Annotated in this window: 24 protein-coding genes, 4 tRNA genes, 2 rRNA genes and 1 riboswitch; of the genes, 13 read left to right on the plus strand and 17 right to left on the minus strand. The window is 59.3% G+C overall.

Going from position 1 to position 26,170, the window contains the following annotated elements; translation table 11 throughout:
• The first annotated feature begins 74 nt into the window (after window positions 1-74).
• Complete coding sequence (locus MHJ63_RS04115) at window positions 75-674, plus strand: hypothetical protein (protein WP_070507680.1); 600 nt, start codon at window positions 75-77, stop codon at window positions 672-674.
• Window positions 675-735: 61 nt separating this feature from the next.
• Window positions 736-809 (plus strand) — tRNA-Arg (locus MHJ63_RS04120).
• A gap of 101 nt (window positions 810-910) precedes the next feature.
• On the opposite strand, the gene MHJ63_RS04125 is transcribed toward MHJ63_RS04120, so the two are convergent.
• Window positions 911-2,140, minus strand: coding sequence for an ROK family transcriptional regulator (locus tag MHJ63_RS04125; protein WP_070507682.1), 1,230 nt, complete (start codon window positions 2,138-2,140; stop codon window positions 911-913).
• 32 nt (window positions 2,141-2,172) lie between these two features.
• Here MHJ63_RS04125 and MHJ63_RS04130 point away from each other — a divergent pair, with 32 nt between their 5' ends.
• On the plus strand, window positions 2,173-2,625 hold the full coding sequence (locus MHJ63_RS04130; RefSeq protein ID WP_232219245.1) for an NUDIX hydrolase: 453 nt from the start codon (window positions 2,173-2,175) through the stop codon (window positions 2,623-2,625).
• Window positions 2,626-2,801: 176 nt separating this feature from the next.
• On the opposite strand, the gene MHJ63_RS04135 is transcribed toward MHJ63_RS04130, so the two are convergent.
• From MHJ63_RS04135 to MHJ63_RS04145, 3 genes are all read right to left on the minus strand, one after another.
• Window positions 2,802-3,737, minus strand: coding sequence for a C40 family peptidase (locus MHJ63_RS04135; protein ID WP_035754868.1), 936 nt, complete (start codon window positions 3,735-3,737; stop codon window positions 2,802-2,804).
• 6 nt (window positions 3,738-3,743) lie between these two features.
• Window positions 3,744-3,885, minus strand: a riboswitch (cyclic di-AMP (ydaO/yuaA leader).
• Window positions 3,886-4,014: 129 nt separating this feature from the next.
• Window positions 4,015-5,067 (minus strand): M23 family metallopeptidase, encoded by a 1,053-nt coding sequence (locus tag MHJ63_RS04140; protein WP_176744714.1) that lies wholly within the window; start codon window positions 5,065-5,067, stop codon window positions 4,015-4,017.
• 304 nt (window positions 5,068-5,371) lie between these two features.
• Window positions 5,372-6,046: a metal-dependent transcriptional regulator gene (locus MHJ63_RS04145; protein ID WP_035754968.1), complete on the minus strand. Its 675-nt coding sequence runs from the start codon at window positions 6,044-6,046 to the stop codon at window positions 5,372-5,374.
• Window positions 6,047-6,269: 223 nt separating this feature from the next.
• Here MHJ63_RS04145 and MHJ63_RS04150 point away from each other — a divergent pair, with 223 nt between their 5' ends.
• Entirely contained in the window at window positions 6,270-6,632 is a 363-nt protein-coding gene (locus MHJ63_RS04150) for a hypothetical protein (protein ID WP_035754866.1), read from the plus strand.
• Between the two features lie 154 nt (window positions 6,633-6,786).
• The gene (serC, locus tag MHJ63_RS04155; protein ID WP_218078861.1) at window positions 6,787-7,872 is read left to right on the plus strand and encodes a phosphoserine transaminase; all 1,086 of its coding nucleotides are present in this window, start codon (window positions 6,787-6,789) and stop codon (window positions 7,870-7,872) included.
• A gap of 133 nt (window positions 7,873-8,005) precedes the next feature.
• Here serC and MHJ63_RS04160 read toward each other — a convergent pair whose 3' ends face one another.
• Window positions 8,006-8,641: a DUF3027 domain-containing protein gene (locus MHJ63_RS04160; RefSeq protein WP_052048268.1), complete on the minus strand. Its 636-nt coding sequence runs from the start codon at window positions 8,639-8,641 to the stop codon at window positions 8,006-8,008.
• 98 nt (window positions 8,642-8,739) lie between these two features.
• Between MHJ63_RS04160 and MHJ63_RS04165 the strand changes: the two genes are divergently transcribed.
• The 7 genes from MHJ63_RS04165 (at window position 8,740) to MHJ63_RS04195 (ending at window position 14,600) form a co-directional block, all read left to right on the plus strand.
• Entirely contained in the window at window positions 8,740-9,111 is a 372-nt protein-coding gene (locus tag MHJ63_RS04165; RefSeq protein ID WP_035754862.1) for a hypothetical protein, read from the plus strand.
• A gap of 141 nt (window positions 9,112-9,252) precedes the next feature.
• Complete coding sequence (locus tag MHJ63_RS04170; RefSeq protein ID WP_035754860.1) at window positions 9,253-9,960, plus strand: response regulator transcription factor; 708 nt, start codon at window positions 9,253-9,255, stop codon at window positions 9,958-9,960.
• Between the two features lie 11 nt (window positions 9,961-9,971).
• Window positions 9,972-11,597 (plus strand): sensor histidine kinase, encoded by a 1,626-nt coding sequence (locus tag MHJ63_RS04175; RefSeq protein ID WP_338110373.1) that lies wholly within the window; start codon window positions 9,972-9,974, stop codon window positions 11,595-11,597.
• A gap of 212 nt (window positions 11,598-11,809) precedes the next feature.
• Window positions 11,810-12,100, plus strand: coding sequence for a WXG100 family type VII secretion target (locus tag MHJ63_RS04180; RefSeq protein WP_070490148.1), 291 nt, complete (start codon window positions 11,810-11,812; stop codon window positions 12,098-12,100).
• A gap of 75 nt (window positions 12,101-12,175) precedes the next feature.
• On the plus strand, window positions 12,176-13,114 hold the full coding sequence (locus tag MHJ63_RS04185) for a DUF4031 domain-containing protein (protein ID WP_070490106.1): 939 nt from the start codon (window positions 12,176-12,178) through the stop codon (window positions 13,112-13,114).
• A 140-nt stretch (window positions 13,115-13,254) separates the two neighbouring features.
• Window positions 13,255-13,590 (plus strand): PadR family transcriptional regulator, encoded by a 336-nt coding sequence (locus tag MHJ63_RS04190; RefSeq protein WP_070490108.1) that lies wholly within the window; start codon window positions 13,255-13,257, stop codon window positions 13,588-13,590.
• Window positions 13,587-14,600, plus strand: coding sequence for a permease prefix domain 1-containing protein (locus MHJ63_RS04195; RefSeq protein ID WP_239446241.1), 1,014 nt, complete (start codon window positions 13,587-13,589; stop codon window positions 14,598-14,600). The genes MHJ63_RS04190 and MHJ63_RS04195 overlap by 4 nt, the downstream gene beginning before the upstream one ends.
• Before the next feature lie 119 nt (window positions 14,601-14,719).
• Here MHJ63_RS04195 and groL read toward each other — a convergent pair whose 3' ends face one another.
• The 3 genes from groL to MHJ63_RS04210 form a co-directional block, all read right to left on the minus strand.
• Window positions 14,720-16,345, minus strand: a complete 1,626-nt coding sequence (gene groL / locus MHJ63_RS04200; RefSeq protein ID WP_035754847.1) for a chaperonin GroEL — start codon at window positions 16,343-16,345, stop codon at window positions 14,720-14,722.
• A gap of 225 nt (window positions 16,346-16,570) precedes the next feature.
• Window positions 16,571-17,311, minus strand: coding sequence for a LytR C-terminal domain-containing protein (locus tag MHJ63_RS04205; protein WP_239446242.1), 741 nt, complete (start codon window positions 17,309-17,311; stop codon window positions 16,571-16,573).
• A 7-nt stretch (window positions 17,312-17,318) separates the two neighbouring features.
• The gene (locus MHJ63_RS04210) at window positions 17,319-17,678 is read right to left on the minus strand and encodes a DUF3263 domain-containing protein (RefSeq protein ID WP_052048267.1); all 360 of its coding nucleotides are present in this window, start codon (window positions 17,676-17,678) and stop codon (window positions 17,319-17,321) included.
• Between the two features lie 148 nt (window positions 17,679-17,826).
• On the opposite strand from MHJ63_RS04210, the gene MHJ63_RS04215 reads away from it, so the two are divergent.
• Entirely contained in the window at window positions 17,827-18,684 is an 858-nt protein-coding gene (locus MHJ63_RS04215; RefSeq protein WP_083285504.1) for a uracil-DNA glycosylase, read from the plus strand.
• 5 nt (window positions 18,685-18,689) lie between these two features.
• Here MHJ63_RS04215 and MHJ63_RS04220 read toward each other — a convergent pair whose 3' ends face one another.
• The 9 genes from MHJ63_RS04220 to MHJ63_RS04260 form a co-directional block, all read right to left on the minus strand.
• Window positions 18,690-20,840 carry a threonine/serine exporter family protein gene (locus tag MHJ63_RS04220; RefSeq protein ID WP_239446244.1) on the minus strand — a complete coding sequence of 717 codons (2,151 nt, stop codon included), beginning with the start codon at window positions 20,838-20,840 and terminating at the stop codon, window positions 18,690-18,692.
• 246 nt (window positions 20,841-21,086) lie between these two features.
• Window positions 21,087-21,160: transfer RNA gene (locus tag MHJ63_RS04225), tRNA-Val, on the minus strand.
• A 31-nt stretch (window positions 21,161-21,191) separates the two neighbouring features.
• Window positions 21,192-21,265, minus strand: a tRNA-Thr gene (locus tag MHJ63_RS04230).
• An 85-nt stretch (window positions 21,266-21,350) separates the two neighbouring features.
• On the minus strand, window positions 21,351-22,226 hold the full coding sequence (locus tag MHJ63_RS04235; RefSeq protein ID WP_239446245.1) for a DsbA family protein: 876 nt from the start codon (window positions 22,224-22,226) through the stop codon (window positions 21,351-21,353).
• Window positions 22,227-22,315: 89 nt separating this feature from the next.
• Entirely contained in the window at window positions 22,316-24,001 is a 1,686-nt protein-coding gene (locus MHJ63_RS04240) for an FAD-binding dehydrogenase (protein WP_239446246.1), read from the minus strand.
• Between the two features lie 205 nt (window positions 24,002-24,206).
• Window positions 24,207-24,280: transfer RNA gene (locus tag MHJ63_RS04245), tRNA-Pro, on the minus strand.
• A 99-nt stretch (window positions 24,281-24,379) separates the two neighbouring features.
• A complete protein-coding gene (locus MHJ63_RS04250; protein WP_239446247.1) occupies window positions 24,380-24,868 on the minus strand; it encodes an SRPBCC family protein in 489 nt (162 codons plus the stop codon).
• 244 nt (window positions 24,869-25,112) lie between these two features.
• Window positions 25,113-25,229 (minus strand): 5S ribosomal RNA (rrf, locus tag MHJ63_RS04255).
• A gap of 200 nt (window positions 25,230-25,429) precedes the next feature.
• Window positions 25,430-26,170 (minus strand): 23S ribosomal RNA (locus MHJ63_RS04260); the annotation flags it as partial.

The raw sequence follows: 26,170 nt of genomic DNA on the forward strand, positions 1-26,170 counted from the left end.
CGTCGCCCATAATAGAAAGCATGTCCCGTAAACGTCGTCGCCCGAGCCATTCCCCTGCCCGTAAGAATGCCCCTGTGCCCCAGCGTTCTGCCGCGAACCACAGCCCTCATGGCGCTGACCCCAACGACACGCGCAACAACATGAGCCCGCGTTCGTTTGTGATCGCGCTCGTCGTGGCCGCCGCCGTACTGACGTGGTATTTCCACGGGAACACCTTGCCGCAACTGCATCAGGCTGTCGGAGTGGTCCTACCTGATCATTTGTTCTGGTTTGATACGGCAACCGTGGATGGCATCCGTTCTGCGATGAACAAGGACCACCACGTGTTGCTCTCGGGCGCACACATGGCAGCAGGCACACTGTTCACTGTTTTCGCAGCTGCTGCAGGCGCCGCCGTAGCGGCACTCGTGGGGCCTGCGAACAAAGCCCTCAAGCAGACACTGATCTGGGCATGCCTCGCATTCATTCCGGTCAGCATCGCAAGCCACATCATGATCGACGAAATGCTCTCAGCAACAGGGTCCACACTGGTGACCGCGACCGCCGTGATCGGCCTCATCCGTTGGGTACTGTTAGCCGTCATCGCCGCCTGCGTCATCGTGCTGCCGGTGGTGTGGTTCATCACCGAATTCCGTAAACGCTGGAATGACCCGAACTATGATGGCGCGCAGTAGGCGCTAGAATGAACAAGGCGTGTTGTCGCTTCCGTGCATCACGATGCGTACGAACACGTAAGCCTCTGTAGCTCAGATGGATAGAGCGTCCCTCTCCTAAAGGGAAGGCCGTGGGTTCGAATCCCGCCAGGGGCACTAGATAGTCGCAGCGCCGACAACAACGGCACTGAGAAGTGGCGCGACTGTTGGCGCGACCGATTCCGCAACCGCTTGCACCGCTCAGCGCGTTTGCCTGTTTACCGTTTTGCGGTGAACGTGCAGCGTGGCATGAGTCCCGCATCGAGCACTACACAAGCAGCACCTAGTGGGGCGATCCCTGGGCCGAGCTCGGTCGGCACAACTTCAACCGGCGCCCCGACTACGCCTTCGGCGCGGGATCGGACTTGTTCGGCTACGCCTTCCCCGTAGTCTTTGCGGACGTGTTCCCACAGCGGCCCAGAAACAACTACCTTGTCTTGATCGAGCAGGCCTACAATCTTGCCAACGCAGTCGCCGATCAGCTTTGAAAGGTGCTCCCGTACACGTTTCACGGCTTCCGAGTCGTTCGAGGCGTCAGTGATCTGCGCCAACAGAACCTCTGCTTCCGCATACGGTGGGATCCCTTCCAACTCTGGCAGCTCGGCACCTTCAGATGCGAACAGCCGCTTCAACGCTGGGGGTTCAAGGTTGATGTAGAGGCAGTTGTTAGCCCCACATTTAGGGCAGGTCTCTTCTTGGGTGTATGGCACTTCCAGGTGGGTGAAGTCCCCGGCGTTTCCGCGGTGTCCCACCACCACGTGGTGGTCAGAGACGAACCCGGCGCCGAGCCCTGCACCAACATAGACGGTCATGAAGTGCGAATCTGTACGCCCGATCCCCACCCAACGCTCCGCTACGGTCGCGGCAACCATGTCTCGGACGAGGTAGACCGGGCAGTTGAGTGCATCTTTGAGGGGTTCAACGATCGCGTAACCGTCGTCCCAGATGTACGGGTGGTACATCACGCCGGTCTCTGTGTTGATGTAACCGGAGGATGCGATTCCCACGCCGAGTAGCTTGTCCATCCCGAAGCCGGTTGCCTCCAGCATTTCGGCAATGTGCTGCTGTACTTCAGCCACCTGCACGTCCACGGAAGCCCAGTTCTCCCCGAAAGGGTCCCGGCGCTGTGTGAGGACCTCACCATGGAGGTTGATGAGCACCAACTCGACTGCGGAGAAATCTACGTGGATCCCGACGGCGATGCACCGGTCCGGTACGAGCTGTAGCTTGGTGCGGGGCTTGCCCGGGCCGTGGATCACACGGCCGGATTCTTGGGCCCAGCCGTCATTGATGAGCCGGCGCACCACGTTGGAGATGGTTTGCGCGGATAAGCCTGTGCTTTCTGCGAGTTCTACCCGCGACACACCTTCGTCGGTAGCGCGGATGGCGGCTAGGACCATAGCCTGGTTAAAGTCCGCAATGCGGCTCTGACCGTTCGCTGGACTCATTAGAAACCATTCTCCTTCATGCCCGTGTGGCCATGGCATCGACTCATATGACATCGACACATCAAGATTCTATTAACAAGCCAATCACTGTTTCAGCCGTCCGGGTACTTGACACGTCCGGGCGGATCCTTTTAGTTCGTAAAAAGGGTACGTCTAAGTGGATGCAGCCTGGCGGTAAGCCTGAACCCGGCGAGCAACCTGTTGAGGCTGCAGTTAGGGAGCTGAGCGAAGAGATCGGCTTGTTCCTCCCCCAGTCTAGGTTTACACACCGGGGTGTGTGGCAAGGCTGGGCCGCGAATGAAGCAAATACTCCATTGATAGCTTATTTGTTTGATGTTGATTATGTCGAAGATGTCGATGGCTCGGTGTGTGCGGATGCGGAGCTCGCGGAGATCGCGTGGCGGGATCCGGCCGAAGCGCTTGAAGATATGAGCATTGCTCCTCTTTTGCGTGAGCATGTTCTTCCACGGATTGTTAACAGCTAGGGACGAGCCCTCCACCTTCACCTTCGATGCACGTGAACGTCGGTTGAGGGCAGCGCCTAGATTTTTGGTTTAAACGCCGGAAGGGACGGAACCTTTTTCAGGTTCCGCCCCTTCTCGTTTAGGTATTGTTACGGCCTTCGCTGTTATAGCTTCGTGGGCCGTTCAGCTTGAGCCTCTTAGCCTACGCGGTAGTAGCCGCTGAGTGGGCCGTATGGCGAGTTAGCTGGGCGAATCACGGTGCCAACCTTAGGGTTCTGGGCGCCGATGACCTTGCCGTTACCGATGTAGATAGCAACGTGGTTGTTGCCGTTCTGGAATACGAGGTCGCCCGGCTGCGGGTTGGATACGCGCTTGAGCTGACCGGATGCGAGCATCGCGTGGGTCGAGCGGCCCTGCAGGTTGATGCCGTGCTGTGCGTAGACGTAGCGGACAAAGCCGGAGCAGTCCCAGCCAGCTGGGGTGTTGCCGCCCCAAACGTATGGCGCACCCTGGTAGGAAAGTGCGGTTGCTGCGATGCCGGAGGAAGGCTTCGGGGTCGAGTCGTCTGCCTTGGTGGCCTTAGGTGCAGGAGCTGGTGCGGCTGGAGCTGCGGTGCTGCCGTTGGCGGTGGTCTGTGCCGCGTAGTCAGCTTCAGTCAGGCCGTTCTCGTCGCGAGTCTGGGATGCCGAGGTCTGGTTGGATGCAGCCTGGCTGTTACGGGACTGGTTTGCCGAATCCTGAGTGTTGTTGGCCTGGCTAGCCGAGGACTGAGTCTCTTCGGTGCTTGGGGCTTCTTCCTCAACAACTGGGGCTGGGGTTGCCTTTACCTTGACAGTTGCGACTGGAGCAGACTTGCCCTGTGCCTTGACCGCAGCGACGTCAGCTGGCTTGACAGCCGAGGTGCGCTCGATGTTGAGGGTCTTGTTCGCTTCAGGGGTTGCTGCTGCTTCGTCCTGCTTGCTGGCGTTCGCGCCGGTTACGCCGAGGGTTACAACGAGACCGCTCGCTGCAGCAACGACTGCTGCCTGGCGACCCATTGCACCTGCGTTGGACGCAACTGCACGGCTAAGAACCTCGAATGAGCTAGCGGATACGGCCGCGCGGTGGCGTCCCTTGTCAATACGCTTGGTCACTTCTAAATTACCTCTCCCTGTGCCTGCGGAGTGAGCTGTCGGGTTCGAGAGGGAGTCTCTCGGCGGTTTCCCGCTTTACCCCTAGGAGCGTCTTAGCCCCAAAGTTTGGTTCCCCCGCCACTGCCTATGAGTGTTCGGTTTGCTTAAGCCCGGGGCAGTGTTCGGCTCCGAGCTGTTGTCGAGTCGATGTCTCTACCCGACTTTCATAACAATACTGCATCGTTATTGAATTGTCACATTTTGATCACGGGTTTGTGATCACAGGGCTACAAGAGCCCTATTCTGGCCTGCCAACCCAGCTGGCTGGGTTAGTGAATTCTCCGTCGACAATGACTTCGTAGTGCACGTGGCAAGCCGTTGAGTTGCCTGTGCTGCCGGCCAATGCGATCACATCGCCGGTATCCACCTTGTCGCCTACCTTCACCTTGAAGGAAGTGTTGTGGCTGTACGCCGTTTCAAGGCCGTAACCGTGATCAATCGTTACGCGCATGCCAGAGTGGCCTGCAGATTCAGCCTGAACCACGGTTCCCGGTCCGGTTGCATATACCGGCTGGCCGCAGCTGGTCGCATAGTCCTGACCTACGTGGCCAACGATGCGGCCGCTACCCCATGGGTCCGGGCGGTTACCGAATGGCGACGTGATGCGGACTGGGTTGACAGGGTGGGACAAGAGTCCCTGCCGCTGTTCGGTGGTCAGGTTGCTGGCACCACCGGCAGCTTCAAGGATTTCCGCCAGGGTCTCCGGAGCCACGGCCTGAGCCTGTACGTGCGCGAAGGTCTGCGGCACGGTCGGTGCGGTGACGTCACCGACCTTTGGAAGCGTTTGCGCTGTTCGCTCTACGCTGAGTTCACTGTTCTTCTGTGCGCTGTGGTTTGGCATAACCAACAGTGCGACCAGGCCGGCGGACGCTGCGGCCACTGCGGCGCGTTGCGGAATGTTGCCGATTGCGCCGCTGTAGTCGTTCAGCTTGCGGGCTGCGCGTGCGTTCTTAGAGCGGCGTGCGCTGCGGGGTTCAAAGTCGCGGATGTTCGATGCAGCAGGTACTGCGCCGCGGGGCCGTGCGAGATGCCCAGGCGCGACGCGTTCTGGCGTGCTTGGCGTAACGCGCTTTGGCGCGCCTGAAGTAGTGCGCGTTGGCGTGCTGCTGTTCCGCGCGGGAGTGCTGTGCACCCGGGTGACTGCCATGGCGCGGACGGGGCGCGGAGCTTCCGCCTCAGCGTCGAACATGGCTTGCAGTGCGCGCGCTTCGAATGCTTCCAGCGCGGCTCTCTTTGGGGTGAACCCGTAGCGGGACGAGCCTGTGAAGCGGCGCGCCTCGTTTGATTTCATGATGGGCGCTTTTTTAACCGGTATCGCTGCGCGGCGCGCCCGGCGCCTGGTCGGCGTCAGCATGGCCTGCTGATGCATGCAGCACTCACCTTTTCCCTTGAGGAGGTTTGCGGGGGTGAATTTAGGACTTCCCCCTGGCTCATCATCGTAACGATTTTCGGCAAAAGTTACAATTTGATAACAAAGCGGGAAGCCTGCGCCGATTTAGACCACGCTTATGCAAGCGCTTCGCCACCAGCAGACCGGTATCACCCGAAGTATTAAGTGTGACGTTACCCGGCCGTTATAGCAGCGAGCTGTGAAGCTACTGTGCTACGAAAATGTGTGCTGAAACTTCCGGTGGAAGCTCTAAAGCACCTTCCACGCCATCGACGCGCACCACAATGTAATCCTCTTTGGTGTCTGCGCTGATGCGTGCTTGCGGTTTGATGCCGCCGTCACGCAGTTGTCCCAGTAGGACCGGGTCAACTTGGAGGGTTTCGGCGAGCGCCAGGACCTCCCCTTTATATGTGCCGGAGTCTGCGACGGCTTTCTCCAGGTTGGTCCCTGAGATGTGCGGCTCGCCTTGATCTGTTGCTTCTGGGATGCGGATTCCGTATGGGGAAACGGATGGGTCATCGAGGATTTCTGCGATGCGTTCTTCCACACGGTCACTCATGACGTGCTCCCAACGGCACGCTTCTTCATGCACGAATTCCCAGTCAAGGCCGATCACGTCAGCTAACAGCCGTTCGGCGAGCCGGTGTTTACGCATCACGGAGATCGCGCGTTCGCGGCCCAGTGGGGTGAAGGTGAGATGCCGGTGCTCGTCCAGCAGTAGGAGGCCGTCGCGTTCCATGCGGGCAACGGTTTGGGACACAGTCGGGCCGGAGTGGCCTAAACGTTCAGCGATGCGCGCACGCATGGGTGGGATGCCTTCTTCTTGAAGTTCCAAAACCGTGCGCAGATACATCTCTGTTGTATCGATGAGTTCAGACATGCCGTGCAACTGCTCCTTATGCATTAGCCCACCACACACGTTTGCCCACACGCATGTGGTGGCGTTACCTCACAGGCAATGGTGAGCGTCTCCAACCCGCCACCAGGCCCCGCGGGGCTCTCATGTATTAAACCCTAGTCCGTTTCCGCTTCCCAGCAGTGCTTTCGTTTTCGTTTCCGATGTCGTTAAATGAACTAAACCCAGTGTGGAGGTGGAGAAAGAGATGGAATATTCGACCGGACTGAAAATCTTCATCGCTGCCTGCTGTGCTTTCGGTTCCATTTTCACTGGAGCGAACGGCTTGCCTTTAGTGGCCGTGGCGGCCGCCGCCGGCGCAGTGTTGGCGGGAGTCTTCGCCATAGCGGAGGTTGCCCGCAACTCCCCCACACGAGGTTTTGCCGTGGGTGTTGCCGCGTCCGTGTTTTCGGTGCTGGCGGTTGGTTTTGTCCTCACAGCCGCTGAGACTGTCCCTCACTGGGCCACAGCAACCCTGGGAATCCTCAGCGCTGGGCTATGGGGTCTTTTAGCTGTTGTACATAAAGTCACCAAGCCGGACACCGCATCGGGCGCTGATCAACCTGCCTGAGACATGAAGCGGCCTGAGTCATAAAGCTGACCAGAACCCGGGGAATCCAGCTGGGATGCGAGAGACTGAAGGAACACGGTTTCGGCTGCCAATCGAAACTGACGTTCCCGAGCTAGGAGTATGAGTGAGCGAGTTTCCCCGCATCCCTGCAGACATGATTCCTGTTGATGGCCGTTTCGGCGCTGGCCCGTCCAAGGTGCGTGATGCTCAGGTTCAGGCCATTGTTGATCATAAGGACCTATTGGGGACGTCGCACCGGCAGGCGCCGGTGAAGAACCTTGTGAAGTCGGTCCAGGAGGGTGTCGCGCAGCTCTTCTCTATCCCTGAGGGCTACCAGGTGGTGTTGGGGCTCGGTGGCGCTACCGCGTTTTGGGATGCCGCCGTGTTCGGTTTGGTTGAGCGTAAGGCCCAGCATTTGGTGTTCGGGGAGTTCGGTGGCAAGTTCGCTTCCGCTACCCAGGCGGCGCCGTTCCTGGAGGATTCTGAGGTGATCGAGTCGGAGCCCGGTACGGTCCCGGAGGCTCAGGCCTCGGACGCCGATGTGTACGCGTGGCCTCATAACGAAACCTCAACTGGTGCCGCGGCTGGAGTGAAGCGTCCGGCAGGGATCTCAGAGGACGCGCTGCTGCTTGTTGATGGCACGTCCGCGGCCGGTGGCTTGCCGGTGGATGTCAAGGAAACTGACGTCTACTACTTCTCGCTGCAGAAGAACTTCGGTTCCGATGGCGGCCTGTGGGTTGCGATCATGTCGCCCCGCGCGCTCGATCGTGTGGAGCGGATCGCTGAGTCTGGCCGTTGGGTTCCCGCGTTCCTGAACCTCAAGACGGCCGTGGATAACTCGGCGAAGAACCAGACCTATAACACGCCTTCGCTTCCAACGTTGGTGTCTTTCGATGCTCAGCTGAAGTGGATGAATGAGAACGGCGGCTTGGATTGGGCTACGGCCCGCACCGCTGAGTCAAGCCAGATCATCTACGACTGGGCTGATTCCCACAGCCTCGCGAACGCGTTCGTTGAACGGGCTCAGGACCGTTCGCAGGTGATCTGCACCATCGACTTCGATGATTCTGTCGACGCAGCCTGGCTCGCTAAGGCTCTGCGCGCCAACGGCATTGTTGACACGGAACCGTACCGCAAGCTGGGACGCAACCAGCTGCGTATCGCTACGTTCGTCAACGTTGAGCCAGAGGATGTCCGTAAGCTCACCCGAGCCATCGACTTCATCCTGGAGAACCGCTAACCCGAGGTAGCTAACCTTTTTAGGATTTAAACGTTGTTGGGGCGAGGATCTTCCTCGTCCCAACAACGTTTAACACTGCAGCTATTGGTTCAGTGTCCCGCGTTACCGTTCACGGGTACCGAAAACCTGGTGCCTAGCTTTTCTTGTTGCTCCGGTGGCCACGGCGGCGACGGCGCCGGCGACGACGCTGCAACGCTTCGCGACGAGCCGCACGGTTCCCTGGAGCACCACCGGCTGCCTTGCCCGTAAGGTCTTCTTCAACGTCCGCATCGCCGGTCGCGTCTTCAGCAGCTGAGTCTTCTTCTGCCTCAACTTCCGCATCGGCCACATCACTGTGTGCGCGGCGTGGAGCATCATCCGCGTCGTCTCCAGTTTCGCTGGCGCCTTCATCGGCCTCAGCCCCGTGTCGCGTTTGCTCTTCAGCCTCTTCGGCTTCCCGCTTAGCGGCTTGCTCCTCTTTATACGCGCGCATCCGTTCTTCCCACGGAACCCAATCCGGCGCCAAAAGAGCCCCGTCGCCAGGAACCAAGCCAGACTCATTGACGGTGGGGGTCTTCCCGCGGGGTGGACGGGTCAACGTCACGTACCAACGCCAACCCACATAGCCGTCCTGGGTGCATTCAAAATAGTGGGTCACCACGCGGGAATCTTCCGCGACCGCCTCCAGGTGTTCGCCCACAACCGTTTCAGGCTCGTGTTCAAGCAACGCGTCGCGGGCCTGCGTTTTGGCTTCCGCCAGCACCGAATCGAGTTTCGGTTTACGGGCCACGTTTCCTCCTTAGCGTCACACGGGATCCGGATGGCCGCGTGTGCACAACGTTCTTGACTTTTAAGCCTACGACATCGTTTAGCGCTACCATTGCACTGATGACGCAGCAGAATTTTGGCCAAGACTCTAGCCACGAAAGCCCCGCCGAGGGCGCAGGTGAAGTATTCACCGAGGACGCTCAGGCACCGCTGGATTCCCCCGAACAAGCCGCCGATGTGAAGACAGCGAGCCGCCCAGTGTGGACGGCCGTCCTAGTTATGACGGCGATCGCCGGCGTGGTCAGCTTGTTCGCTCTGCTCGGCATCTTGGTCGACTACTTCTTAGGTCTTGGCTTTGGCCGTTACTTCACTGCGGTTGGTTTATGGGGCCTGCCTACCGCTTTCGCTGGCGTCATGATCCTGATTGTGTGGGGTGCCGTTGAACGCTCCCGCGCGAACCGCCGCGTTGCGCACTCACATCCTGAAGAATAACGATGCGCTAGCGCCCTAGCATCGGCCGCGCTTCACTCCTTGCAGCATTCCTAACGCGGTCACTTCTTCATCCAGCAAGCATCTGGCTGGCGTCCTGCTACCGTTCAGCAAACATCCAGCTTCCGGCGCCATAATAAGCCCATGAAACCCAACGCATCTGAAGCTAAGTTGCTCGTTGTTGATGACGAGCCAAACATTCGTGAGCTCCTTGCTACCTCATTGCGTTTCGCTGGTTTTGACGTGGTTGCGGCGGGCACCGGCCAGGAGGCTCTCGCCGCGGTAGAGCGCGAGGAACCTGACCTTGCGGTCATGGACGTCATGTTGCCTGACCTTGATGGCTTCGAGGTGACGCGTCGCCTACGTGAAACAGGCCGGCACTTCCCTGTCGTGTTTTTGACGGCGCGTGATGACACGAGCGATAAAGTCACGGGGCTCACGGTCGGTGGTGACGACTACGTGACCAAACCGTTCTCGCTGGATGAGGTAGTTGCCCGCATCCGTGCCGTGTTGCGCCGTACCCAGCCTGAGATGGAGAACGAGATCCTAAGGGTGGCTGATCTTGAGCTTGATGATGACGCGCACGAGGTTCGCCGCCGTGGCGAGACCATCGACCTCTCCCCTACCGAGTTCAAGCTGTTGCGTTATCTCATGATGAACCCGAACCGTGTGCTTTCGAAAGCCCAGATTCTGGATCACGTATGGGAGTACGACTTCAACGGTGACGCCTCGATCGTCGAATCCTATATTTCATATCTACGCCGCAAGGTGGATGCTCCGCATGATTGGGAGCCACTGATTCACACCAAGCGGGGTGTCGGCTATTTGTTGCGCACCCCTGAAAAGCGATAGGTTCTACCTCTTTGCTGGACTGGTTTCGCCGTACTCTTCGCCGCATTTCGCTTCGGTCTAAGCTCGTTGCGATGATGGCTGGCCTCATGATGGCCGGCATCGCTGTGACGGCGTGGGGCACCGCGCAGACAACCCAAGCGGCGTTGATGGAGCGGGTGGACCGTGACTTAGCAACCAACATAGGTGAGCTGCAGACGGGCCTCGAGGTTGCGTTACGTACAGGTTCGGACCGGGTGACGGGTACTTCACCGAACGCGTTGACGTTCTTTGGTCAGCTGTATGACGAGAACGGCGAGGCTGTTCTGACGAAGGGTGTCGGGACGGTGGATCAGCCAGCGCTCCCCTCGGTCACCGCTGAAGTTGTGCATGAGCATGACCGGCGCCCTTTCACGGTGGCTGGCACCGACCCGACCTCGCGTGGTTGGCGTGTCAAGGCCGTGATGCGTTCGGACCGTCCAGGCACCATGGTGATTGCGTGGCCGTTACGGGATACAGTGCGCACGGTTGAGCAGGCGACGGCCTCAATCTTGGTTGCTGGCACGCTCGCGACCATGGTGATGTCGCTGGTGGGCTACGTCATCACAACGCGGGCCTTCAAGCCGTTGTCCGATGTTGAGCGGACCGCCGCGAAGATCGCTGGCGGTGACTTGTCATTGCGTGTGCCCAAGTACCCGCTGGAGACCGAAGTCGGTAGCCTTTCGGAGTCTTTGAACGTCATGTTGTCCCGGATTGAGTCCGCGTTCAAGGCACAGCAGGTTTCCGAGGAGAAGATGCGGCGCTTCATCCAGGACGCCTCGCACGAGTTACGAACGCCGTTGGTGACGATCCGCGGCTATTCGGAACTGTATCGTCACGGCGGCATCCCTGTTGGTGAGCCGTTGGATCAGGCGATGGGCCGGGTCGAGTCTGAAGCTAAGCGGATGACTCAGTTGGTTGAGGACTTGTTGACGCTGGCTCGCCTGGATGAAGAACGCCCGCTGGAATCGCAGGAAGTAGATTTGCTGATTCTTGCGCACGATGCGGTGGCTGATGCCCGCGTGAGCGCACCTGATCGGACCATCAGTTTGGTAGGGATCGATGGCGAGCCTCCTGTTTCTGCGCCGACGCGCGGTGATGAGGCGAAGCTGCGTCAGGTTTTGGTGAACCTCATGACGAACGCGATGCGGTATACGCCGGAGGGTTCCCCGATTGAGGTTGCAGTGGGTTCCCGTTCGGTGGTTGAGGGGCATGACGTCGTGGTTCTTGCGATCGTGGATCATGGCCCAGGTATTAAGCCGGAGGATGCTCACCGTATTTTTGAGCGGTTCTATCGCGGTGATGAGTCCCGGGACCGTGAGACCGGAGGCACCGGTTTGGGTCTGGCGATTGTTGCGGCGATCGCTAAGCAGCACGACGGCAGCGTCGTGATCACTGATACCCCCGGTGGTGGGGCCACACTCGAGTTGCGCTTGCCGAGGATTGAGCTTTCAGAGATGGAAGACAGCTACGACGACAGCGATGACGACACTGACGACGACAGCGGCAACCTGGGTGACACCGGCAACCTGGGTGACAGCGACCGACCGGATGACAGCGGCAACGACGCCGTGCCTGGGGTTTCTGGTCGCTTGATGCCGCCACCTCCCCCAGAGAGTTAGAAGCTTCGGAACAGTAGTGTGAGGGTTGCAGCGGGGTGAGGGTTGCAGAAGCGCCAACTGCGCCGTCCCGTTATTCACAGGGGCTCAGACTCCCGTACTTGTCCACATCTTTTGGTGATGCGACCGAGTCGAGTCGGTGTTTTCATAACGTGGTGACCAGGGCCAAGAACGGACCTGAATCAACACCATTCCGATTTGTGGAGGTTTTCACCATGGCAATGTTCGCAACCGATACTGGACTCATGCGGCAGAAGTCGGCAGCTGTTTTGGCTACCGCGGAACGTGTACGTGCTGAGGTCGATAGCATGCGTGCTTCGCTCACTGAACTGCAGGGCACGTGGAGCGGTTCGGCGTCCGCTAACTTTCAAAACATCGTTGCGCAGTGGCGGGCCACCCAGGCCCGCGTTGAAGAGTCACTGTCTCAGATTTCCGTTGCTCTCACGCGTGCGTCTGAACAGTATGACCAGGTTGAGCAGGCGAATATGAGTTTGTTCGCTCAGTAGCCTTGCATCACGCTGAAGGTATCCCGGCCGCGGTGGTGCCGCCAACCTCGGGCGGCGCCCTCTAGGCTGGGGTGCATGACGATTCTGATTGATCCTCCCGTGTGGCCGGCCCACGGAACCCACTTTTCACATGTGGTGTCAGATACGTCTTTGGAGGAGCTTCACGCGTTTGCGCAGCGCGCGGGTCTTCCTCAGCAGGCTTTCGACCATGACCATTACGACGTCCCACTGCGAGTCTATGATTCCCTCATCGCACTGGGCGCGGTCCCAGTCTCAGCTGCTGAGCTGACTAGGAGGTTGCGTGACTCAGGCTTGCGCGTTCCAGCACGTGATCGCATCGAGCGTATTGAAACCCGCCTGGCGAGCGAATTCGAGCGCCTCTTGCCGGGGCAGGCAGGGTTGTGCCGTGGGTTGCTTGAGCGGTGGAAGGAACCGCACCGCCGCTATCACGACCTGCGGCATTTGAATCAGGTGCTCGCCAGCATCAACACGATCGCAACATCTTCCGGTATGGATGATATGCACGGTGGCCGAACCGCCGTGCGTACCGCGCGTTTGGCCGCGTGGTGGCATGACGCGGTCTACGAGGGCAAACCTGGCGAGGACGAACACGCATCAGCCGAATTAGCGGCTCAACAGCTCCAGGGTGTCGTGGAGCATGATGTTGTGCACCGTGTTTATCGCGCGATCCTGGCAACCGCTGATCACGCCGCTTACGCTCGGGAGGCAGTTCAGGGGCGGGGCGAGGTTGATGCAGGAGTGAGCGTGTTGCTGGATGCGGATTTGTCTGTTCTGGCGCGCCCCCACGCCGGTTATCAGCGCTATGTTTTGGATGTCCGCAACGAATACGCGCACGTTCCTGACGAGGATTTCGTTGCGGGACGAACCCGTATTTTGAAGGGAATGCTGGCAACACCGCAGCTCTACATCACGGATTTCGCGGTACAGAACTGGGAAGCTAAAGCAAGGTCTAATATCGCTGGAGAGCTGGCCCGCTTGAACATCCATCATTAGCTAGACCGCTACCGCAACGAGGGCGGATCAGGAGACTTTTCCTTGGTCCGCCCTAAAATTTACCCCTCATACTATGGCAGACATAGTACGTCACGTGTAGGATCAGATGTGAGACATCAGACACGAGGAACGGAGATGACATGATCAGCGGAGATGTCATCCGCGGCGTGATCGACATTCTTGTTCTCGAATGCGTCTGGGATGAACCTTCATACGGATACGCGATATCCAAGCACATCGAAAACCGGGCAGCCGGGCGCTACAGCATCAAGGAGACCACGCTGTATTCGGCCATGCGCAGGCTAGAGAACGCAGGTTCTCTCGAATCCTTCAAAGGGGCTTCGGAGACCGGCCGCCCCCGCACCTACTACCGAATCACCGACGATGGCCACAGCTTTTACCTGGCACGGTGCCAAGAGTGGCTTGCCACCGTCGAGATGGTCAGTCTTTTCATCAGGAATGAGGAGCTATCATGAACGCAATCCAGAGCTACATCGAAAACATGTTCAATGCACTGCCTGATTCCCGTGAGGTCAGGCGGGCCCGATCCGAACTGCTACAGATGTGCGAAGACCGGTACACAGAACTTCGTAATTCTGGGGCAAGCGACAACGAAGCCGTGGGTAAGGTCATCACGCAGTTCGGCAACCTGGACGAACTCGCTGATGAGCTGGGGATCCGCACCGAATTCGAAACCTCCCGAGAATCTTCGGTACACCTTTCGAAAGTGGACGCTGAGAACTTCTTACGTCAGCGCCGCCGCACCGCTCGCTTCGTCGCGGTAGGGGTCTTCCTCATCCTGCTGGGGTGCGGTTTCATCGCTACGTTCGGCATAGCCAATGATTCACCGCGCGGTGCGTTCTTCACGAATACCGGCCCGTTATCTCCACTGTCTGTCGGTTTGGCTGGCCTGTTCGTTTCCGTGGCGATCGGTGTTGCCCTGTTCTTCGTATCTGGCTCTTCCCGTAATGGAGTCAGTCTCAACGAGTTCGACTCAGTTGATCTTGAACCGAATGTTCTGCTCGCATACGAAAGAGAGAAGAAGCAACGTTCAACGCGCACTAGCTTCTTGATGGGCGCTGGCGTGGCGCTCATCATTCTGGCGGTAGCTGCAATGGCTATTTGCGGCGCGGAAGCCGATGCTTCAACAACCCCTGAACGCTTCCATCAGGTCGGTTTGATGATCCTCTTCCCACTCACTGGTATTGGTGTTGGCTTCCTGACTATCGGCGGGATTGAACGTAGCGCCTATAACCAGTTAACCTCAACGCGCGACTACGCGCCGGAGAAGTTGGAGGCCCGCCGCAAGATCGACCGGATCGCCGGCCCTTACTGGTGCTTTGCCACTTTGGTCTTCCTTGTGTGGGCGTTCGCGTTCGACGCGTGGAGCACGGCTTGGGTGATCTGGCCTATCGCAGGTGTCCTGTTCGGGCTGATCGCCGCGCTCATCTCTTCTAGAGCAGAGGTGAAAGTAGAGCCAAGGTGAAACAGTTGAGGCCCCGAACACGCTTCGTGTTCGGGGCCTCAACTGTGTTCTGTAGGTTGCCCCGTTCTAGGAGCTACCCTGTTCCGCTGGTTCGGGTGAACCGCACGGTTAGTCGGGCATTACATCATGCCCATGCCGCCCATTTGGTCAGCGCCTGGCATCTCTGGAGCCTTCTCAGGGATGTCGGCGACAACGGCTTCGGTGGTGAGGAACAGACCAGCGATGGATGCCGCGTTCTGCAGTGCAGAGCGGGTCACCTTGACTGGGTCGTTCACGCCGTCTTCGAGCAGGTTGACGTACTCGCCGGTTGCGGCGTTGAGGCCGAAGCCTGGCTCGAGACCGCGGACCTTATCAACCACAACGCCTGGCTCCATGCCTGCGTTGATAGCGATCTGCTTGAGTGGTGCCTCGATAGCGACCTTGACGATGTTCGCGCCGGTTGCTTCGTCGCCTTCCAGGTTGAGGCCAGCGAACGCCTTCTCGCCTGCCTGGATCAACGCGACGCCACCGCCTGGGACGATACCCTCGTCGACGGCTGCCTTTGCGTTACGGACGGCGTCTTCGATGCGGTGCTTGCGTTCCTTAAGCTCAACCTCAGTTGCGGCACCTGCCTTGAGAACAGCCACGCCACCTGCGAGCTTCGCGAGGCGCTCCTGGAGCTTCTCGCGGTCGTAGTCGGATTCGGTAGCGTCCAGCTCGGCGCGCAACTGTGCAACGCGGCCGGCGATCTCCTCGGCGGAGCCTGCGCCCTCGACGATCGTGGTTTCGTCCTTGGTGACAACAACCTTGCGGGCGGTACCCAGCATGTCCAGCGTCGTGTTCTCCAGCGAGAGGCCTACTTCTTCGGAAATGACCTGGCCGCCGGTCAGGATCGCGATGTCGGCGAGCATCGCCTTGCGGCGGTCACCGAAACCTGGGGCCTTGACGGCAACGGACTTGAAGGTACCGCGCAGCTTGTTGACAACTAGGGTTGCCAGCGGCTCGCCCTCGACGTCTTCGGCGATGATCAGCAGCGGCTTGCCGGACTGCATGACCTTCTCCAGGACAGGGACGATGTCCTTGACCGCGGAGATCTTCGAGTTGACGATCAAGATGTATGGGTCTTCAAGCACGGTCTCCTGACGCTCGGCATCGGAGACGAAGTATGCAGAGATGAAGCCCTTATCGAAGCGCATACCTTCGGTAAGTTCGAGGTCGAGCCCGAAAGTGTTGGACTCCTCGACGGTGATGACGCCTTCCTTGCCCACCTTGTCGAGGGCTTCAGCGATCAGTTCACCGATCTGCTTATCTCCTGCGGAGATCGATGCGGTTGCTGCGATCTCTTCCTTGGTTTCGATCTCCTTAGCGGAGCCGAGCAGCTGCTCGGTAACCGCGTCAACAGCTTTCTCGATGCCGCGGCGGATAGCGATCGGGTCAGCGCCAGCGGCTACGTTGCGAAGGCCTTCCTTCACGAGAGCCTGGGCGAGGACGGTAGCGGTGGTCGTGCCGTCGCCTGCTACGTCGTCAGTCTTCTTAGCGACTTCCTTGACGAGCTCCGCGCCGATCTTCTCGTATGGGTCTTCGAGTTCGATTTCCTTTGCGATGGAGACGCCGTCGTTGGTGATGGTGGGTGCGCCCCACTTCTTCTCCAGAACAACGTTGCGACCGCGTGGGCCGAGGGTTACCTTGACTGCGTCGGCCAGCTGGTTGAGGCCGGATTCGAGTCCGCGGCGTGCTTCCTCGTCGAATGCAATGGTCTTTGCCATGGATTCAGATGTTCCTTTCCGGAAACGTCTAGTGAAAGCATTTCTGTCCCATCTCAAGGTCGCGCCCGCGACGGTACGGGGCGTAGCGCCCCTCACGTCCTCGAGTGGTCTCGAAACACACAACCACCATTTCTGGCAGTCAGCGCGCTCGAGTGCTAATACCATGTTGGCACTCTGACCACGAGAGTGCAAGATAGATGCGTTTGCGTGCGCCCACAGCGCAATCTAGCGAGGCGTGTAGTCCGCTCCGAGCACCACGGTGATGTCGCTCGGGATGTTCTGGTGCTGATACGTCCCGGAGATCCCCAGGCTCCGAGCGACCTTCGCTGCGACCTGCGCGTCAGCTTCATTCTTGTAGTACACGAGGCTCGTGCTCTCGGGGCGGCTCCACTGCCCAGCAACTCTTGGCTGGAAGCCCTGCTGGGTCAGGTAGTTGGCTGCACCGCGCGCCATCCCGTTACGGTTGGTCGAGTTATAGACCGCCAACGGCACATCACGATCTTCACGAGCCGGCTCGCTACTTTCCTCGTCCTCACTTGGTGATCCGCTGCTCTCCGGCGACTCGCTCGATTCTTCGCTTTCGGCTTCTTCAGAGCTGGAGCCTCCAGAGTCCGCGCTTCCAGATTCAGCGCCGTCGGCACCCGAGCCTTCCGTGTCAGACTCGCTCGGGCTCGGTTCCTCAGATTCCGTATCGCTTGCGCTCGCCTCTTCTGTTGTGGATGGCGAGGCTTGAGGTTGCTCGGTTTGTTTCTCGTCTTTTTTGAAGTCGCCGAATGCTTCGGCGGCCCACGGCCTCACAACGATGTACATCACGAGCCCCACCACCAGCACGAACGCTCCAACGATCAGAAGCGGCCGCAACCGCTTAGTTGGGGACGGGAATTCAACCCAGTTCCTGTGAGCGCCAACCCGTTTGGATGTCTCGGGCACTGAGTCGAATTCGTCGGTGGGGTATCGATTGGCCATGGTTGTCCTATCCCTCCATACTCGTTGCCCGGGTGTTGCCGGCGGCGGCCGTGCGCGCGGCTCGTTGTTGTTGTAGCCGCTCCACCACGTAGGGCGCATAGCGGCGGGCTACTGGCTGGTCGATGAGCCCATTGAGGATCTGGTAGTACTGCGTTGCTGTGAGTCCAAAGTTGGCGCGGATCGCGTCTTCTTTGGCGCCACTATATTTATAGGTCTTCTTCTCAAAGTCGAGGATCCCGCGATGCAGTTCGGGGAGGGTTTCATCCCCCGCTGCGGTCTCCCCCGCTGGAGAGTCTTCTGACTCAAGATTGGGATCGGTCAAGTTGGGTTCGGTCAAGGAGTGCCGGGGTTGAGGTGTTTCAGCCACTGCGCTCCTTTGCTTGGTGTGCTATGCGGCGGCCCGCTTCTGGCCTAGCCTTCTGGCCTACCCCTCGGGCTTGTCCGTCTGGTGTGGCCGTCTAGTTTCGCCGCGGTGCGTGTTTCATTCTAACCGTCGCACATGCCAGCATTGATTTATGAGTGCATTACCGGCTGATGCGTTACCTGCTGTAATCGTCCCGACGAGCGCGGAGGTCTCCGCTGATCCCTCCAGTTGGTTCCCGCGCTGGCGTGAACGGTGGCTGAGCTGGGGTGTCGCACCGGCCTGGTGTGATGTTTTGGCTGGCTTGGGTCCGCAGCTGGGGCGTGTGGGGGACGAGTTGGCTGCCCGCCTTGCCGCGGGCGAGCGTATTCTGCCGGCTCCGCAACATGTGTTCCGTGCTTTGTCTATTCCCCCGGAGGACGTCCGGGTCCTGATTATTGGGCAGGACCCTTACCCGACTGAGGGGCATCCGATCGGCCTAGCTTTCGCGTGTGATGCGTCAGTGCGGCCGCTTCCCCGTAGCTTGGTGAATATTTACCGTGAGCTTGCTGACGATGTGGGGCTCGCCCCGGCCGCGCACGGTGATCTTTCGCGGTGGCTGGCTCAGGGCGTGATGCTGTTGAACTCCTCGCTGACGGTGACTCGTGGCGAGGCTGGCTCTCATTCGCGTTGCGGTTGGCACGAGGTCACGGGCGCGATCGTGTCGGAGCTGGGTCGGCGCGGGGCACGTCGGCAAGGATCTGGTCAGCACGGACCTGGTCGTTACGGATCTGGTCATTACGGATCTGGGCAACAGACGCAGGGGCAATACGGCGCGGGCGCTCCTGTTTGCATACTGTGGGGCCGGCATGCCCAAAGTTTCGAGCCCATGCTTCAGGAGCATCCGGTGATCAAGAGCGCGCACCCTTCGCCGTTGTCGGCCCGTCGCGGCTTTTTCGGTTCGCGTCCTTTTTCACGCGCGAATCAGGCCCTGGTCTCGATGGGGTATGACCCCATCGACTGGACCGTGTAGCGGCGTTAGCGGCGGCGGAAGCGCTGCTTGGTTGCTCGGTTATGTGCGGAGGTGAAGGGGCGTGCTAGGAGGTCACCGAACGCGGCACCCACGGCGATAGCCATGATGATCGAGAACGAGACGACCATGCCTGCGATCGACGTGGAGATACCTTCTGCTTGTTGAACCATCGCGTACATGGAGCGGAAGATCGCAAGTCCGGGAAGAATGATGATCACTGATGGGACGATCAGGATCAGCGATGGAATGTTAAGCCGTTGAGCTAGTAAGCGTGCAAGCAGGCCCATGACTGTCGCGGCGACCGCAGGGGTTGCGCGTGGCCCCACGTTGAGGGTGTTAGCGAAGATCCAGAACGTCGAGTAGCCGGCGAGCACAACGAGCGCGATGGCGATGAGGTGCCGTGGCGCGACCTGCTGGATGACGGCCCCGCTCAGGACTGCGAAGACCGCGAGTAGCGCGAGCACCCAGAACGGGAGGTTGTTGCCTGCAGGGGGCCGGGCGAGGTCGATTTCGCTGAGGTTGAAGAAGCCCGCAACATAGGCGCCGGCCATGACGCCGGTGATGATCGCCGCGTAGATGATGAGCGCTGAGAACAGTCTGGAGACCGCGGTGAGCGGAAACCCGTAGATCGCATCTTGCACTGCGGAGACGAACCGGCCGGCGGGCAGGATCAGCATGAGCCCACCGGCAACCACCATTTCGGGGTTGTTGATGATCTCGTAGTTATAGAGCACGAGCGCGATGATGGTCGCCAGCAGCGTACTGGATGCGACGTTGAAGAATTCCGGGACTCGCCATTTGATGTTGAGCCTGGTGACGGTCGTGATGAACGCCTGGGTGAAGAACACCGCGGTTGCGGCGCGCCAACCACCGCCGATGAAGACCACGAAGAGGGTCGCGAACGCGAGACTTCCGATGAACGTGACCTTCGCCGAGTACGGGTGCCTGTACCGGCGGATTGCACGCATGCGCGCTTGGGCCGCTTCCATTTCCACACGGCCCGCGGAGATGTCGGAGACCAGTTGGTGCAGTGCGGCAAGCGACTTGTAGTTGTCGGAGAAGGAACGCACCACCCGCATCACGGAGACCGGCATGCCTTCTGGTGGGGTCCAGTTGAGGTGGATCGACTGGTTCGTGATGTCCATGTCCACGTGCCGCAGCCCGCACGAGGCGGTTACCGCGATGACCGCGGTCTCAACTTCTTGCGCGCCGGAACCCCACCGCAGCATGAGTTCGGCGATGTCGAGCGCGAACCGCATTGCGCGTCGTACGTTTTCGGCTTCCTTTTCCGCCTCAGCTTGCGGGTCGGTACGGGCGGCAGCTTGTTCAAAGGGTGAGCCGATGAGCCTATCAACAATGTTGAACGTGGTTGTTGCTGGTGCTTCACCCTGGATCATGCCACGCAGCCCCCGCACGAGTGGGGCTGTTACAGCGTGCTGTTCTGGCGAGTGCGGCTTGGTTTTGTGCTTCCGTCCGTGCGGATTCTCGGCTGTTGTTCTTGGGGCGTCAGTGTTCGTGCCGTCTGGTTTTGTACCGTCTGGTTTCCCGCGGCGATGCGGCACGCGGAGCCCGCGGGAGCCCCGCTTCTTGTGTGGCTGAGAGAGACCATGCGTTTCAAGGGCACCGCGCTGTTGTGAGACACCGTGCTGTTGTGAAATACCGCGCGGTTGCGGGGCGTCTGCCGGGGTGGCTGTGCCGAGCGATGCGGTGCCTGTCGGGTTGCCGCTGCCTGTGTTGTTGCTGGTGTCTGTGTTGTTGCCCGTGCCTGCGGCGGGGGTTTGTTCTTCAGAGATTTGGGCGGCCTCAAGCGAACGGAGAATGGAGCCTTGGCGTTGCGCTACGGTCCAGACGGAGGTCGCCGATGTGTCGGCGCGGTGGGTTGAGTCGTGGGTAGGGTCCGTTGCCTCTTCACAGGCATCGTCGCGGGTTACGAGGTGAGTTTCTTCGCTGTAATGTTCCTCGTGCTCTGCTCGGATGCCGCGTATAGATGGCGGTGGTACGGCAGGCAGTGGAATGTTCAGGTCGAAGGTGCTCGGATACTGTCTGGAAGGCCCGTTGCCTGTTTGGTGCGGCCTTGAGGAGGGCATGTTCGAGGAGGGGACGTTCTTGTTGTCGCGGCCGTTTTGGGGTTGGCGTGGGTTCTGACTGTTAGACATGCGGGTGTCTCCCCCTCACCTATTGATGCCGCGGCAGAATAGAGCGAGCCTCATGCGTGTCGCCGTCCCACGGTCTTTTTGATGCGGTCTTATTGTGCACCTGAGTGTTCTTGCTGTGCACATTTTGTTGCATACGTTGCGTATTGCGCCTCTCACCACTTTAGGACGTGGCGCGTACGCACGCATTTCGTGCACGTAAATATCAGGAAAAGCCCCGAGTTCGTGAGTGAACTCGGGGCTTTTAAGTGGATCCTACTGGACTCGAACCAGCGACCTCTCGCGTGTGAAGCGAACGCTCTAACCAGCTGAGCTAAGGATCCTAGACGATATTCCTTTACGGTAATATCCTCGAGCCCCCTGCCGGATTCGAACCGGCGACCTACTGTTTACAAGACAGTTGCTCTGGCCAGCTGAGCTAAGGAGGCTTACCGTGCCCGTGCGTTCAGGCACGATAACCAATCTTACGACATTCCCCGGCTAAACACACACTCGCTTGCCACGTGCAGGTGTCTACTTGGCGTTATCGATCTTGGTCTGGAGCCAGTTCTCGAAGCTTGGTTCCTTTTCGCCATCCCACCGTTCGCCGTTCACAAAGACGCTCGGGGTGCCGCGCACACCATCTTTACGTGCCTGGTGGTCGGCGTTTGCGATCCATGGGCGGAAGCGACCTTCGGTGACGCAGCTGTCAATCTTGCCTTCAACGCCGTGCTTCTTGGCAAGATCGATGAGCTCCTGGTTCTTCAGCTCGCCCTGGTTCATGTGTGTCTCGAACACGTCGTTGAGAACAGCGTTGTATGCCTCCGGCTTAGCGTCAGCCACACACGCGAGCATGTTGACGGCACGCGAGGAGTAGTTGCTTGGTGAGCCACGGTCCAGGTACGGGACCATGCGCTGTTCCAACGTGATCTCGCCCGCTTCAAGCTTCTGGTTCAACAGCGGGCCAAAAGCTCTCTCGAATTCGAAGCAGTGCGGGCACGCAGGGTCAGCGTAAACGATCACCTGAACCGGTTTAGCGTTCGCGTCAGCCCCACTAATGTTGACGTCCTCTGCAGGAGCAGGCGGGTCCCCTTCCGGGCGTTTGACTGTGCCGCTGAGGTTGAATTCTTTCGCTTCGCTCGGGCTCGTGAACACCACACCGCCGTATTCGTTACCGGTCTTAGGGTATGAGCTTTCCGAATGCTGCTCTTCGTCCTGGTTCTTGAGGGCGATGATGATCACCACGGCTACCGCGACAACGATCAGCACGGTAGCGGCAATAGCGGCCTTGATGAGGTTAGCGCGGCGGCGCTGCGCCTTCTGCGTTGCGATGCGCTGCTGCTCCGCTTGTTCACGGGCGGCCTGAACACGGTCCTGATTATTCGAGGAACGCGGTGGATTCTTTGCCATGCTCAGTAACGTCCTTATTGAATCGGTTTTGTGTATTGCCTACACGGCACTCAATTCAAACATTATACGTGCCCGGGCTTAGCCCAAGCTCAATGTAGCGTTTCAACGAGTGAGCGGCCCGCTAGTAGGCCCGAGAACACCGCACCACCCAGGAACGTGCCTTCGAGCGCTCGATAACCGTGCACGCCTCCACCGCCGAAGCCAGCGGCTTCGCCAGCCGCCCAAAGCCCCGGCAAGACCTCGCCGTCGCTTCCGATAACCCGTGATGCCAGGTCTGTCTGCAGGCCGCCTAGCGATTTGCGTGTGAGGATGTGAAGCCGCACCGCAACAAGCGGCCCCGCCGCTGGGTCGAGGAGCTTGTGCGGCTTGGTGGTGCGGATCATCCGGTCGCCGCGGAAAGCCCGGGAGTTGTGGATCCCCTGGATTTGGGCGTCTTTCGAGAACGGGTTGTCGATCTGCAGGTCGCGTGCCTGAATCTGCGCCCGCAGCTCATCGCCGTCGATGAGCTCTTCCCCGACCAACTGATTCATTTGCGGCACGAGCTTCTCTAGGGTTTCGGCGGTCAAGAAGTCCTGGCCTTGGCGTTGGAAGCGCCGCACCGGTCCGGAGATTCCGGAAGACAAGCGTGAGGCGAGCACTCTGGCCATCTTCCCCGATGTGATGTCCGGGTTTTGTTCGGAGCCGGAGAGCGCGAATTCTTTCGCGAGGATCCGTTCGTTGACGATGAACCACGAATGCTCATAGTCCTTAATATCTTCCGTTGTGCGCAGGTACTTGAGGGTCTCGAGGGTGTCATATCCGGGCAGGTTAGGGTGCGGGAGCCTTCTGCCGCGCGCATCGAACCACAGCGGCGTTGGGCCCGGCAGGATCCGGATACCGTGGTGCGGCCACACCGGATCATAGTTGATGATCCCCTCCGTGTAGTGCCACATGCGGTCTTTATTGACCCATCGTGCACCCGCGGCTTCTGCTGCGATCAGGCCTGATCCGTCGACGTAGTCCGGAACCCCGCAGATCATGTTCCGTGGCGCAGACCCGAGGCGTTCGGGCCAGTTGGCACGTACCAGTTCGGTGTTGGCTCCGATACCGCCGGTCGCCATCACGACGGCAGGCGCGGTGATTGTGAACCCTCCAGTGCGCGTACGAGTCGAGCTGCGTCCGCGGTCTCGCGCCGAGTTCTCGAGGACGTCGCCTTCTACACCGACGACGCGCCCGCTTTCAGTCACAAGCCCGGTAACGCGGTGGCGGAAGTGGAACCGGAGTTTGCCGTCTTTCTCTGCTTGCAGTGCGAAGTTGATGAATGGCTTCACGATGCCGGTGCCTGTCCCCCAAGGGACATGGAAGCGCGGCACGGAGTTTCCGTGCCCGTCCGCTGATGTTCCTCCGCGTTCAGCCCAACCGACAACCGGCGTGAACTTGATGCCGTGTTCAGCCAGGTATGAGGCTTTCTCCCCTGCAGCGAATTCGACGTATTCATAGGCCCACCGTTTCGCCCACCGGTCTTGGGCAAGCCCATCCGAGTCATCGAGTCGGTCGAAGCCGGCGGTTCCGCTCCAGTCTGAGTGCGCAAGCTCAGCCGAGTCCTTGACGCCTAGGTGGCGCTGTTGTGGTGTATCGATCAGGAACATTCCGCCGAACGACCAGAACGCCTGGCCCCCGAGGTTCTGTCGGTTCTCTTGATCCAGGACAGCTACTGAGAGTCCGCCCCGAATCGCTTCTCTCGCAGCGACGAGTCCCGCCAGCCCTGCACCTACAACAATGAGGTCTGCGTCCATGAATACTGCTCTCGTTGAATCATTCGTTGTTACGGGCATGCTTTCGAGTAACAGTATCTGAGATTAAGCGGCCCGACTAGGCATAACCGCTCAATAGAGGGTTAACGGCCAGCAGAACGTTAAGGGGGTAAGCGTCACTAGAGCTAGGCAGAGCCGGTTAAACAGTTGAGGCCTGGAGCTTTTGCTCCAGGCCAGAACCTCTGCGTCGGGGTGACAGGATTTGAACCTGCGACCTCGTCGTCCCGAACGACGCGCGCTACCAAACTGCGCCACACCCCGGTGACGAGACCTTCACACCTTACATCAAGGCATCTGAGGAACATAATCGAGATTTCACGTGTAACGTCACACGCCCTGAGTTGTCAGCATGCAGTCATTCTAAGTTCGTTGAGCTCGCTCCCGGTTGCCCATGAAGGTTGAATAGCTTTGGAGTACGTCCCGCCAGATGCTGCTCGTGATCCGGTGGTTTGCCCGGGGTGCTTCTGCACGGATATCGACGCGTGTTGTTTGGACTCCGTGTGGCGTAAATGTGAAGGTTGCGATGTGGTGTGGGAACGCTTCGTTTTCGAGCAGGATGCTGATCTTTAGCGGTGGTTCGCTTCCGTGGTTGTGTCCCCATAGGTGGACGTTGCCTTGTTCGTCGATTTCAAAGAGGCTGTTTTCGTCCCAGATAAGTTGGGCTTCCGGGTCTGTGCTCAAGCGTTGGTTGCGGGGCCACCAGAGGTCTGTGTAGTCGACGAGGCCTTCGCACGCGTTCAGGATGTCTACGGGAACGATCGCTTCGACGCGTACCAGCGTGCTTGGCTGTTGCGCGTCGGTTTCAGGTTTGTCTTGTGGTGCGTGGCTGAACAGCGGCATGTCAGTCATGGATTCAGTCTATAGAGCCGGCTTCCGTAGGGATGCTACCGGGGTCTGATGACGTGAGGCTTGAGATAGCACTGTCGTAGTGCGGCCTAACACGGCGCTGTTCACTTGTGGCACTCAGCAGCTACCCGTGCTTCTTCTGTTATCCCTGGTTTTGTGGTCTAAATGGGTGTTGGTCCCGATGCTGCGACCTAACCCCCTTTGGTGGGGGTTGGGAGCTTCGGGACCAACATCCTTTCTATAGTGTGTTCGGCGGTGTCCTACTCTCCCACAACCTCCCGGTTGCAGTACCATCGGCGCTGTGGGGCTTAGCTTCCGGGTTCGGGATGGGACCGGGCGTTTCCCCCACGCTATAACCGCCGTAACTCTCTCACCCCTAACCAGCGTGGCTACTTGGCCGGGGAAATCTGTTACGTGTACGTGTGTGGTGTCTGTATGTGGTTATCGGTGTGTCGCCTCGCCCCCCTTTCACGACAGCAGTTGTGGTGCTGTGTGTGGGGGTGGGTTTGTGGTGTGGTGACCGCTTAGTGGACGCGAACCCCTCAATAGTGAGGATGTTGGTGTTGTGTGTAAGTGATCGGCCTATTAGTACAGGTCAGCTGAACACGTCTATGGTCCGTGCGTACACTTCCTGCCTATCAACCCAGTGGTCTAGCTGGGGGCCTCTCCCAAAGCAATGTTTGGTTGGAAATGTTATCTTGAAGCAGGCTTCCCGCTTAGATGCTTTCAGCGGTTATCCTTCCCGAACGTAGCTAATCAGCGGTGCACCTGGCGGTACAACTGACATACCAGAGGTTCGTCCGTCCCGGTCCTCTCGTACTAGGGACAGCCCTTCTCACATTTCCTACGCGCGCAGAGGATAGGGACCGAACTGTCTCACGACGTTCTAAACCCAGCTCGCGTGCCGCTTTAATGGGCGAACAGCCCAACCCTTGGGACCGACTCCAGCCCCAGGATGCGACGAGCCGACATCGAGGTGCCAAACCATGCCGTCGATATGGACTCTTGGGCAAGATCAGCCTGTTATCCCCGAGGTACCTTTTATCCGTTGAGCGACAGCGCTTCCACAAGCCACTGCCGGATCACTAGTCCCGACTTTCGTCCCTGCTTGACCTGTCAGTCTCGCAGTCAAGCTCCCTTGTGCACTTACACTCGACACCTGATTGCCAACCAGGCTGAGGGAACCTTTGGGCGCCTCCGTTACCATTTAGGAGGCAACCGCCCCAGTTAAACTACCCATCAGGCACTGTCCCTGACCCGGATCACGGGCCGAGGTTAGACATCCGATACGGTCAGAGTGATACG

It is taken from the genome of Pseudoglutamicibacter albus (genome assembly GCF_022346425.1).
GTDB lineage: Bacteria > Actinomycetota > Actinomycetes > Actinomycetales > Micrococcaceae > Pseudoglutamicibacter > Pseudoglutamicibacter albus.